This is a genomic window from Pareuzebyella sediminis (genome assembly GCF_008367235.1).
Lineage (GTDB): Bacteria > Bacteroidota > Bacteroidia > Flavobacteriales > Flavobacteriaceae > Pareuzebyella > Pareuzebyella sediminis.
The window spans coordinates 18,804-31,417 of sequence record NZ_VTZS01000002.1 but is presented as its reverse complement, the minus strand read 5'-3'; the positions used below and the strand labels follow the sequence as shown (position 1 = coordinate 31,417).

The 12,614-nt window shown below is 44.4% G+C and carries 6 protein-coding genes; 4 read left to right on the top strand and 2 right to left on the bottom strand.

Annotated features, from left to right (window positions below):
• Positions 1 to 46: 46 nt before the first annotated feature.
• Positions 47 to 691: a carbohydrate-binding family 9-like protein gene (locus F2B13_RS06740; protein WP_198439706.1), complete on the bottom strand. Its 645-nt coding sequence runs from the start codon at positions 689 to 691 to the stop codon at positions 47 to 49.
• 228 nt (positions 692 to 919) lie between these two features.
• Between F2B13_RS06740 and F2B13_RS06735 the strand changes: the two genes are divergently transcribed.
• From F2B13_RS06735 to F2B13_RS06720, 4 genes are all read left to right on the top strand, one after another.
• Positions 920 to 3,055 (top strand): outer membrane protein assembly factor BamB family protein, encoded by a 2,136-nt coding sequence (locus F2B13_RS06735; protein ID WP_149274261.1) that lies wholly within the window; start codon positions 920 to 922, stop codon positions 3,053 to 3,055.
• A 411-nt stretch (positions 3,056 to 3,466) separates the two neighbouring features.
• Positions 3,467 to 6,559, top strand: coding sequence for a SusC/RagA family TonB-linked outer membrane protein (locus F2B13_RS06730; RefSeq protein ID WP_198440091.1), 3,093 nt, complete (start codon positions 3,467 to 3,469; stop codon positions 6,557 to 6,559).
• 33 nt (positions 6,560 to 6,592) lie between these two features.
• Positions 6,593 to 8,125, top strand: a complete 1,533-nt coding sequence (locus tag F2B13_RS06725; RefSeq protein ID WP_149274257.1) for a RagB/SusD family nutrient uptake outer membrane protein — start codon at positions 6,593 to 6,595, stop codon at positions 8,123 to 8,125.
• Between the two features lie 100 nt (positions 8,126 to 8,225).
• A complete protein-coding gene (locus F2B13_RS06720; protein WP_149303800.1) occupies positions 8,226 to 11,558 on the top strand; it encodes a VCBS repeat-containing protein in 3,333 nt (1,110 codons plus the stop codon).
• Here F2B13_RS06720 and F2B13_RS06715 read toward each other — a convergent pair.
• Complete coding sequence (locus F2B13_RS06715; protein ID WP_149303798.1) at positions 11,555 to 12,598, bottom strand: glycoside hydrolase family 43 protein; 1,044 nt, start codon at positions 12,596 to 12,598, stop codon at positions 11,555 to 11,557. The two genes, F2B13_RS06720 and F2B13_RS06715, sit on opposite strands and share 4 nt — an antisense overlap.
• Between the last annotated feature and the right edge of the window lie 16 nt (positions 12,599 to 12,614).

Below are 12,614 nucleotides of genomic sequence, written 5' to 3'. Positions count from 1 at the left end.
GGTAAAACCGCGACGTTCCCCTTGTTGTCAATGGAAATAATCCGTGCTACTCAAAAACCAGATTTCCAAAATAGACAGGTTGATGAAAATCCGGACGTTCCGTCCCTACCGCATTCCAGGTCAAATAATGGGGTCTTGAGGTATCGTCGGCACATTTATAGAAATTGGCCTTCGCCTTTAAATTTTGTAAATCGATTTCATCGGAATGGCTAAATACAATGGCGGGGATCACTACTGTCATCTCCCAAGAATGGCCTCCGCCTTTTTCTTCAAAGGGCTTATCGCCTAAAGATGACATGGTCTTTATTTGGTCTTTGATCAACTTTGCATCGATAAAAGATCGGTCTTTTCGATCAGGTCCGTAGGCCAGATGTGTGGTGCCTATACAATTGAACTCGAAGTTATAATAGTTTCCGTCTTGTAACGGATCGATAAAGAATTCGACACAACTATCGCGATGGGTAGCCGAATTGGTTTCGGAACGTTCCGCTAAAATAAATTCTTCTTCAACGTAGAATTTTAACCATATCGCCTTACCATTATGCGCTATCCTAAAGTGTACTTTAGGTTGGTACGAAAATGTATCCCAATTAATTAAATCAATGGCATGAAGTTCGGCCCTCTCTTCTAATAGCCGGGAAATGGCCTCTATATCGACGTCGTCTTTAGTCTCTATTTTAATTACCTTCATCTTTTTATCATTTGGCATAGTGGCTTGACCAAAACCGAAAAGATGAAAAAAAACCAGGACAAAAAAAATTCTCATTACTAGGGTTTGGCTTTAATGCTCTCAAGATACGTTTTTTCATGATATATTTTCCAAAATGCCACGGTATGGCTTATATTCCTAGCTGAAACCGGTATTTATAGCGCGGTTACCGAATTTTGTATCTTGTATGTTCAAGTCGCTTCCATTATCATGAAAATTATTTATTACGGGTTCTTCCTAACGTTGACTTTGCTGCTAATAGCCTGTCAAGATCATTCTGTTTCTCCGCCTACGACCGGTATAGACTGGCCTGTTTATTTGGGCACAAACGGAACCCAGTATACGCCGCTCGAACAGATCAACAAAGAGAACGTGCACGAGTTAAGGGTAGCATGGGAGTTTGCTACAGGAGACGCCGACCCTGAAAAGAGCACTCAAATGCAATGCAATGCGATTGTCATCGATGGAATTTTGTATGCGACCTCACCCAAACTTAAAACATTCGCACTCAATGCCAAAACCGGTAAAAAATTATGGGTTTTTGACCCTGGTGTCGAAGTCAACTTCGGAATGAACGTAAATAGGGGAGTCACGTATTATGGACAAGAAGGGATACGGCGAATTTTCTTCACCGCAGGAGAATACCTGTTTTGCCTTGACGCTAAGACCGGAAAAACCGTTCAGGATTTTGGGAGAAACGGCCGAGTTTCATTAAAAACAGGGCTGGGCCAAAAAGCACAAGACCTATATGTGGTTTCGACATCCCCAGGTGTCATTTTCAAGGATAAGATTATCATGGGAACGAGGGTGTCCGAAAATGCCGATGCCGCCCCAGGAACCGTGCAGGCCTTTAATGTCAGAACCGGAGCCCTTGAATGGGTCTTTCATACTATACCGCAACCGGGTGAACCGGGATTTGAAACTTGGCCCAAAAATGCATTTCAAAATATCGGAGGGGCCAATGCCTGGGCGGGTATGACTTTAGATAAAAAAAGAGGCATCGTTTATGTTCCCACCGGTTCCGCCTCTTTCGATTTTTGGGGAGGAAATCGCCATGGCGAAAATCTCTTCGCCAATTGTATCTTGGCCTTACATGCAGATACCGGCAAACCTGTCTGGCACTTTCAAACAGTTCATCACGATATTTGGGATCGTGATGTACCCTCACCCCCGGCCCTGGTCACCGTAAATCATCAAGGGGAGTCTCGTGAAGCCGTCGCACAACATACGAAATCGGGATTCGTATTTCTTTTGGACAGGGACACTGGAAAACCACTATTCCCTATTGTGGAGCGCCCGGTACCCCCTTCTGATATTAAGGGAGAACTGGCTTCAACTACGCAACCCTTTCCTGTGAAACCGCCACCTTTTACGCGTCAACAATTCGTTGCGCAAGATATCACACGATTGTCCCAAGCTTCCCATGATTCAGTCGCTCGAAGATTAGCTCAATTGCGCACGGGCGAAGCCTTTATACCTCCCAGTGAACAAGGAACAGTAGTTTTTCCAGGGTTTGATGGAGGAGGGGGTTGGGGTGGGGCCGCCTTCGATCCAAAAAGTGGGCTCCTCTATGTCAATGCCAAGGAAATACCCTGTGTTATAACCTTGGAAGAACACCAAGATGGTTACATCGATGAAGCTGTAGATCTAGGTCAAATAGTATATAATACACGCTGCGTAATGTGTCACGGCAAGGACATGAGAGGCGATAGCTCCGGCACCTATCCGGCCTTAACGGAATTATCAAAACGGAAAAACAGAGCCGAAATTTTAGAAATTATCGATTTTGGGGGTGGTTTTATGCCCGGTTTTAAACATATTCCCGAGGAAGAAAAGTCCGCCGTGGTAGATTTCATATTGGGTACCTTAAGCGAAAAGCTAGAAGTGCATGAGTCAGGTAAAGAAACCAACGAACGCATATCCCGCTATAACCATACAGGCTATAATCGTTTTTATGATCCCGAAGGTTATCCTGCCATAAAACCTCCTTGGGGTACCCTTTCGGCTATCGATTTAAATCAAGGCACTATAAAATGGCAAATTCCACTCGGTGAATACGAGGAGTTAACCGCCAAGGGAATCCCGAAAACGGGCACTGCGAATTATGGTGGACCGGTTGTGACCGCTGGGGGGCTCGTGTTTATAGCCGCTACCGTAGATTCATATTTTAGGGCCTTTGATAAAGATTCGGGCAAAGAACTTTGGAAGTACAAATTACCCTTTGCCGGGTATGCGACACCTAGCGTATATGAAATCGAAGGCAGACAGTTCATAGTTCTTGCCTGTGGTGGCGGAAAGGCGGGTACCGAGTCAGGAGATCGGTATCTTGCATTCAGTCTTAAATAGCCCATCTTAACCCGCTCCGATCAAACTTTGTGATATGATCTCCTGCCAAAAAACCAAGGTCTCTAGTTTAGAGATGGGCATGTACTAAAAAATGAAAAATAGGGTCACCTATCCTCAGTGTCCACATTGACCAATTTTAACTAAAGTTTCCTTCTATTCTACCCAAATCAACCTATTGCGAAACCATCAATCACATATTGTAATATATGCTATAAGAATTTCATAATATCCACAACACAAGAGGTCATTTGTTAAGATATTCTTATTTTTTTCATAAAAATGCATCAAATTTTCCATGATTTGCATCATTTATTGTAGTGCTCGGAGAGTACCCCATATATCTTTGTCATGTATTAATGGTATGTTGTAATAGAACATCTCACATCGTTAACTAACTTAAACTCAATGATTATGATTCAACTCAAACATGTAGTGGTAGTGCTATTCCTACTAATGGGCCACAGCTCATTTTCCCAAGCAACCACTGTAACCGGTACCGTAAACGATGAAACCGGTTCTCCGTTGCCTGGTGCATCAGTGGTGGTATCAGGAACTACCAACGGAACCCAGACCGACTTTGATGGAAACTTTACGTTAACCGATGTACCCTCAGATGGTACTTTGGTATTTAGCTATATCGGTTACATTTCACAACAAATTCCAGTAAATGGTCGAAGTTCCATTTCTGTACAGATGGAAGAAGATACCGCAGAACTCGATGAAGTAGTAGTGATTGGTTATGGTACCCAAAAGAAAGAGGCGGTAACCGGAGCAGTTTCTACCATATCATCCCAAGATATAGTTGCCCTACCCGTGGTAAGCTTTTCAGAAGCACTACAAGGTCGGGTTTCCGGTATACAGGTTACCAATTCGGGGGGACCCGGAACGAGTCCCATTGTGCAAATAAGGGGTATTTCTTCGGTCAGCTACGCATCCGACCCCTTATATGTAGTTGATGGATATCCCGTAGGTGGCTTGACCGATTTCGATAACAACGATATTGAGAGTATTTCGGTACTCAAAGATGCGAGTTCAACGGCCATTTACGGTTCAAGGGCCACCAACGGTGTGGTTATCGTTACGACCAAAAGGGGACGGCCCCAAAATGGTGAAATCGATTTAACCTATCGGGGTTTCTCCGGTTTCGCGGTGGCCTCTAAAAAACTAGATCTTTTGAATAGGGAGCAATATTTGGAATTCGGTCGCGAGCTTCTAGATAATGCCGGGGCAACTTACCCTACCAGGTGGAGCCAACTTAATACCCCTATCTATGAAGGGGCGAGTCAAACGTACGCCGAGACCGATGTGGACTATCAAGACGAGGTTTTCCGTACCGGGGTTACCACTTCCCACAGTCTCAGTTTGAGAGGGGGTTCCGAAAAATCACGGGTTTTTGGTTCTTTTGGCTACTTTAAACAAGATGGTATCATTGTTGGCACCGGATTCAGCCGCTATAATTTTAGGGTTAATTCCGATCATGATATCAACGATTGGTTGACCATTGGCCAATCATTGATGATCTCGAATGCCAAACGTAAAAATGAGGCCGAGTTAGGGGGTCGGACCGCAATTCAAAATACGATTAGGGGTATCCCCTATATTCCATTACGGGACCCTACCCTACCCGGAGGACTACGAGCGCCCGATGGGGCAGACGGCACGGACCCCGAAAACCCATTGCGTGGCGGTCTAATCGACACGAATACGAACACGAACGTACGTATTTTTGGAACCGCCTATGCCGATGTCAAAATTGCCGATGGTTTGTCCTACCGATTCACAGCAGGCATTGATTGGAACAACCTTCGCAACCTTCAAAGACAACCTATTTACTTCGATGGGTTTGCGGGAAGGAACGAAAATATCACTATCGACCAACAAAATACATCAACGGGAAATTACTTTTCCAACCAGTTGAACTATCTAAAGAATTGGGGCAATCATAATATTGACGTAGTCGCAGTCGCCGAGCGTCAGGATTTTGCCCAGTACACTTTAACCGGACAAGGACAGCGTCTCAGTAACGATCTTGGGGTACTTTCAGGTACCGAGGCCCAAACGGTACAAGGGACGGAGGCCGACAATACTATCTATTCTTTTGTAGGTAGGGTCAACTATGATTTTGATGGAAGATACCTTCTAAGCGCTTCCATAAGACGCGATGGTTCCTCAAAATTTGCCGAAGGATTTAAATGGGCCACCTTTCCAGCGGTTTCGGCGGGATGGAATATTGCCCAAGAGCCATTTATGGAAAATCATGAAAACCTATCTGAATTGAAGATTCGGGGTAGTTGGGGGAAAACCGGCTTTACAGGAATTGGGGATTATGAAAGCCAAGCGGGCATTTCCACCAATACCAACGCCATCATAGCGAACGAAGAGGCCCAAGGTGCCTTTTTCAACCGGTTGGCCAACCCTGAACTGGAGTGGGAGCTTACTACCATGACGAACGTGGGTCTCGATGTTGGATTATACCAAAACCGAGTACAGTTCTCTGCAGAATGGTACCAAAGAACTACGGACAACCTGATTCTAGATGTCCCTATACCGGCCTCCTTAGGTTTTTCTGGTGCGACCATCGCCAATGTAGGAGGTATGGACAACTGGGGGGTTGAGTTTTCAGGATCCTATTATTCGAAGCCCAGTACCGACTTTCAATGGAATGCCAACCTGACCTTTGGCCTGACACGTAACGAAATAACCGAACTGGCTGTTGAATCGGGTACAATCCCGCGACCAGACCCACCGAATGCCGATGCCGGAGGTACAGCAATAACACTTAGTAGACCTGGCGAGTCTTTTCAGCATTTTTATGGCTGGGAAGTGGAGGGTATCTTTCAAAGTCAAGCAGAAATCGATCAGTACAATGCCCTTGATGGAGATCCTTCGACTCCTTATCAGGCCAACGCCGCTCCAGGCGACCTAATTTTTAGGGACATCACCCCGGATGGTCAAATTAATGCCGATGACCGTACCATTCTGGGAAGTTTTATCCCTGATTTTAACTACGGCCTGAATTTCGATGCCAGCTACAAGAACTTCTTTTTAAACATGTATTGGTACGGTAACCAAGGGAACGAGGTATACAATGCAACCAAGGTCTATACCGAAGGAGGGCTACGCTTGTTCAATCACGGTATCAAGGCTTTGGACGCGTGGACCCCGACCAATACCGACACAACAATTCCGAGAATGGTCAATGGTGATCCCAACCAAAACACCAGGGCTTCCGACCGTTTTGTCGAAGACGCCTCGTTCTTACGTATGCAGAACCTAAAAATCGGGTACCGTTTCCCCTCGGATTGGCTTGAAAATAACTTAGGTAGTGCAATCAACAACATGAGCTGGTATGTTTCGGGAAATAACCTATTGACCTTTACGAAATATGAAGGCTATGACCCTGAAATAGGTAATCGTTTTGACACAACCGGTACCCAAGGAATCGACTTTGGTCAATATCCAAGACCGTTAACTATATTAATGGGTGTGGAAATCGGATTTTAAAAAATTGTCAGTAAAGAAAATAAAATGAATATCATGAAGAATAGAAAATCGCTTATCGTATTTCTCTTGACGATGCTGGTCTCATTTTCCTGTAACCGGGAAGACTTAAGCCTCATTAACCCTAATGAGGTGGTCGTAGCCACTTACTATAAAAATGCCGCCGAATTGGAGGCAGGGGTATATGCCATATATGGTTCCATACAATCCGCACAACTCTATTCGCGCGAATATTGGTTTCTGCACGATCTGAGAGGCGATGATAACAAATCGGGCGGTGGGCAGCTAGAAACCCCAAGAAACCAACTTTTGATCGGCAGTAACGACCCCGCCAATTCCGTAGCCAATAGCGTTTGGAATGGTCTGTACCAAGTAATTCTCCGGTCTAATATCGTTATCACCCAAGGCCCTGAAGTCGAGGAAATTTCCGAAAGCGAACGAACCGCCCTTATCGCCGAGGCCAAGTTTACCCGAGGCTGGGCCTATTTCGAGCTGGGCAGTCTTTGGGGGGGAGTACCCATTTATACTACATACGCCGAGACTTTTGAGGAGGCCGCTCCAAAATCTTCACAAACTGAAGTTTTAAACTTGGCCATTCAAGATTTACGTGATGCGGCTGCGGGTTTACCTCCTGTGACCAATGTTAAACTACAGGGACGTTTCTCAAGGGGGTCGGCGTTGGCCATGTTGGGCAGGGCACTAATGTTTACAGGCGATTACGCAGGTGCAAAGAGCGCATATGACCAAATTGTGAATTCCGGCAATTACGAGTTAGTTGATGAATATGACGATAATTTCCAAGAAGAAAACGAATACAATAAAGAGTCTATCATGGAAATCGGATATGCCGATATTGGAGGTTTCAACTGGGACGGTACTGGAGATGGCGTGGGCAATGAACAATCGGTAAGAACCCAAGAATATTCTGCAGTGGGATGGCGGAACCTGATTCCTTCGGAAAGTTTATTGAATGATTTTGAACGTGTTTCAAAAGGAGATGCCAAAGACGACCCTCGTTTTGCAAAGAGTTTCTATGTATTAGGGGACACTTATAACAACGGTGAGTCGGTTCTAGAAGATACCCAAGGGGAAGAAACCACCTTCGAAGGGGAAACGACGAAAATAAGTTGGCGAAAATACTCCTTGATGTACAAAGTAGATCCAGGCGGGTTTCTCACTGGTGGCATCAACATGAGGGTCATCCGATACGCAGAAGTATTGATCAGTCTGGCCGAGTGCGAATTGGAAACTGGCAACCCGACAAGGGCCATAGCCTTATTGAACCAAGTAAGAAGCCGACCGAGCGTAGACATGCCCCCGTATCCAACGGCGTCATATCCTGTTAATAGCGACGCGGAAATTATGCGGGCTATCATTCACGAAAAAAGAGTGGAGCATAGTTCAGAACAAGTCAGAAACAGAGATATATTAAGGTGGCGAAAAGAAGGTAAATTCGACACCGATCCCATTGATTATTTTCAACCTAAACATGAATTACTGCCGCTTCCACAGTCTGAAATCGACAATAACTCAGAATTATCGCAAGCAGATCAAAACCCCGGATACTAAGAAAGTTTTAATAGCAGATTGAGTTAGTTTGTTAAGTGCCATGGCTGTTAAAGTTGTGGCGCTTTTCTTTTAAGGCTAGAATAAATAATTAAATTTCAGCATGTATAGAATTTTAACGGCTTTCTATTTTATTGCATTGATAGGCTGTACAACCACTGATGAAAATTCCCGAACCTTTGAGCGGATTACGTACAACCACTCGAACATAACCTTTAGTAATACCATTACCGAAAACGATGTATTAAATATACTAGACTATGAATACATGTTCAACGGGGGAGGTGTGGGCATTGCAGACTTCAATTCTGACGGATTGCCCGATGTCTGTTTCACAGGCAATATGGTCAGCAGTCAAATTTACCTCAACCAAGGTGATTTAACTTTCAAAGATATTACGGACACTTCAGGTTTTAAAACCGACCAATGGTGTACAGGAGTCTCTATTGTCGATATCAATAACGACGGAAAACCTGACATCTATATTTCTACAGCGCACAATCTTTCCTTGGAGAAATCCGAAAATTATTTTTTCATCAATAAAACCGATGAAAACGGGGAGGTCAAATTCGAAAATCTTGCTCAAGCTATGAATCTTGCGGACGATTCGTACACCATGCAAGCCGTCTGGTCAGATTTTGACAAAGACGGTGATCTAGACGTGTTTCTTGCGAATAACTCTAAAGAAGAATATCCCAAGAACAATGCCTTTGGTCAACGGAAAGATGGTAGCGGCAGAAGTACCGACCACCTTTATAGAAACAATGGCCTCAATGAGCAAGGTATTCCCATTTTCGAAGAAATTTCCAAGGAGGCAGGTATCACCATTGAAGGATGGAGCTTGGGCGTGACCGTTTTAGATATCAATAATGATCAATGGCCCGATATTTATGTGGCCAACGATTTCTTGTCTAACGATATCCTATACATTAACAATGGAGATTTTACGTTCACCAACAGGATTACCGATTACCTGAAGCATCAAAGCCATAACAGTATGGGTATGGATGCCGCCGATATAAACAATGACGGATCTTTGGATCTGCTCGTACTCGACATGTTGCCAGAGGACAATCTTCGCAAAAAAACGATGTTCGCCGATATTCCCTTTGACCGATTTAACCGGTCTATAGCCATGGGCTATCAGCCCCAATACGTTAGGAACGTACTCCAGGTCAATAATAATGATGGTACGCTGAGCGACATAGGTTATTATGCCAATATTGCCGAAACCGATTGGAGCTGGTCGCCTTTGATAGCCGATTTTGACAATGACGGTTTAAGGGATATTTACATCACCAATGGGTATAAAAAAGATATTACCAACATGGATTTTGTCGATTTCAACAATTCCATGAATACCTTCGGTACCAGCGAAGAAAAGAGAAAACGAATGGTCGACCAACTCGAACAGATGGAAGGCATGAAAAAATCGAATTTCTTCTTTAAAAATATAGGAGGTAATAGATTTTCCAATACAACTAAAAAGTTCGGACTTGAGTTTCCCTCCTATTCCAATGGAGCCGCTTATGCAGATTTCGATACCGATGGCGACCTCGACCTTATTGTCAGCAACATCGATGATAAAGCCTTATTGTTCGAGAACCAAACCTCAGATTCAAATGAAGAGCCGTCAAATTTTCTTAGGATATCTTTTGAGGCCAATGCTCAAAATTTAGGAGCTAAAGTTTGGGTTTTCACAGGAAACGGTATGCAGTTTGCCGAGTTTAATCCTATAAAAGGGTATTTGTCTTCTTTCGAGCCAACGCTTCATTTCGGCCTGGCCGACACCAGAATAATCGATTCTGTTAAAGTGCAGTGGCCAGACCAAAGTATGGCACTTCTAACTGACCTTAAAGCCAACCAGACGATTGATCCACGGAAAGGAATTTTTGAGAAGCAAATTGCCCCACCCATGGAAAATGTTACGTTGTTGGAACAGGTAACGGACACCAACAAATTGGCCTATCGTAATCAAGAGAATTCCTTTGATGATTTTAAACGATGGCCCTTGCGCTTCAGGGGGCACAGCAAACCAGGCCCTGTTATGGTTTCTGGTGATATCAATGGAGATTTGTTAGAGGATGTTTTCATAGGAGGCACGAAAAATCATCCAAGCACATTCTATCTCCAAAACGTGAAGGGCAGCTTTGACAAACACTGTGAAATAGATCAGGGAATTGATTTTAATTCCGAAACCTCTGGAGCACTACTTTTCGATGCTGACGGAGACCAAGACCTGGATTTGTACATTGCCAACGGAAGTTCAGAGAATTACTCGAATCCCGAGTACTACCAAGACCGAATATTTTTCAACGATGGTTTAGGTAATTTCACCCAAGAGCCCCAAAGTTTACCGCCTATCGAGTACCCCACACAAGCCGTAGTACCTATCGATTTTGATCGTGATGGTGATCTTGATCTTTTTGTAGGTGGCCGGATCGATGCGACCCATTTTCCTTTTTCCCCTAAATCATATCTCTTGCAAAATAATAAAGGAAAATTTACCAACGTTACAGAAACCTTTGCCCCAAGTTTAAGTCGTGCAGGCATGGTTACCGATGCCTTGGCGATCGATCTCGATAATGATGATTGGCAAGATTTGCTTTTAGTGGGGGAATGGATGCCAGTGCAGTTGTTTTACAACAAAAAAGGACAGCTTAGTCGCGACACTTCGTCAAACGGATTACAAAAGTCGAACGGTTGGTGGAATTGTATTAAAGCGGCAGATTTTGATGCCGACGGGGATATTGATTTTATTGCAGGCAACTGGGGTTTGAACACTCCTTTCAAAGTGAGCGTAAACGAGCCGCTGACCATTTACGCCAAAGATTTTGACAAGAACGGAAGTATTGAACCCTTGATGACCCAATTCATCGATCATACCGAATATCTTACACACCCCAGAGTTACTTTAATGGGACGTCTTCCACTAATTAGAAAATATACCGATACGTACCGAGACTATGGCAACCGTTCTTTCGACCAAATTTTTGGCAATTATGATTTTGATGCATCCGAAATATTCAAAACCTACGAATTGGCCTCGGTGTACATAGAAAACCTAGGGGAGGGCAACTTTAAATATTCCCCTCTACCCGGGGAGGCACAATGGTCGCCCCTTTTTGATTTTGTAGTTACGGATTTGAACAAGGATCAAAGGCCCGATGTGCTGGGCGTGGGCAACTTTAACGATACCGAGGTACTTACCGGGCATTATGACGCGGGCAATGGGGTATGTCTTATGAATACTGGTGGCGGCCATTTGAAATCATTGAATTCAGTGGCCAGTGGTTTTTCGGTTCCTGAGGAAGCTAGGGTTATTCTTAAGGTCAAAAATGGCCCCAAGGATGATTTGCTCATTATAGGCCTTCAAAAGGATAGTTTGAAGTTGTTTAGGCCCGTAGATTCGCCGGATAGAATTTCCTTGGACTAGGTTCTATTTCCATAAGGGTCGATGGTCTCGATACTCCCATCCGGTCGATGGGTGATTTCCGCTACTTTTATAGATCTTAAATGGGTCACCCCTTTTGACAGACTCGAATCGTGGTAAAACAAATACCAATTACCCTCGAATTCGCAGATAGAATGGTGGGATGTCCATCCAACTACGGGATTTAGTATTCTACCTCCATAGGTAAATGGCCCATAGGGACTTTCTCCAGTAGCATAGCAAATATTATGGGTGTCCCCCGTAGAATAAGAGAAATAATAGGTACCCTTATATTTATGTAGCCAAGAGGCCTCAAAAAAACGCCTATCGTTATCTTCAGCCAAAAGTAAATCGCCTTTTTCATCAAGAATCCTGACCGCTCTGGGTTCCTCGGCAAATTCAAGCATATCTTCAGACATTTTAGCCATAAACGGTAACAGGGCAGGTTCTTTCCTTACCGGGCAATGGGCCAAGGGACTGTCCGGCTCATCAGCGATGAAACGGCCCGTTCGCCAACGCTGAAGTTGGCCGCCCCATAACCCCCCAAAATACATGTAGTAGCTTCCGTCTTCATCCTCAAAAACGGCTGGGTCTATGGAAAAACTTCCCTTAATGGCCTCCTTTTCCGGAACAAAAGGCCCGGTGGGGCTATCGCTGATTGCGACTCCTATGCGGAATATGCCGTCATACCCCTTTGCAGGAAAATATAGGTAATACTTGCCGTTCCTATGTGCCGCATCGGGAGCCCACATTTGCTTTTGGGCCCAGGGCACATGATCTACATGCAAGGCCAAGCCATGGTCAACAGCATCGGCAAGGGGCGACTCCATGGAAATAACATGATAGTCTTCCATAGCAAAATGACTGCCCAGATCGTCGAAAGCTTCCCCCGCGTCTATATCGTGTGATGGATAGATATAAATTTTTCCATGGAACACATGGGCCGAAGGGTCTGCGGTATACATGTGTTTTACCAAGGGTTGCGAAATGGCCTTTTCACGGAGTTCATCGAAATCAATATGGTCTATAGGATCTTCTGGCATGGCTTTGAACTATTTT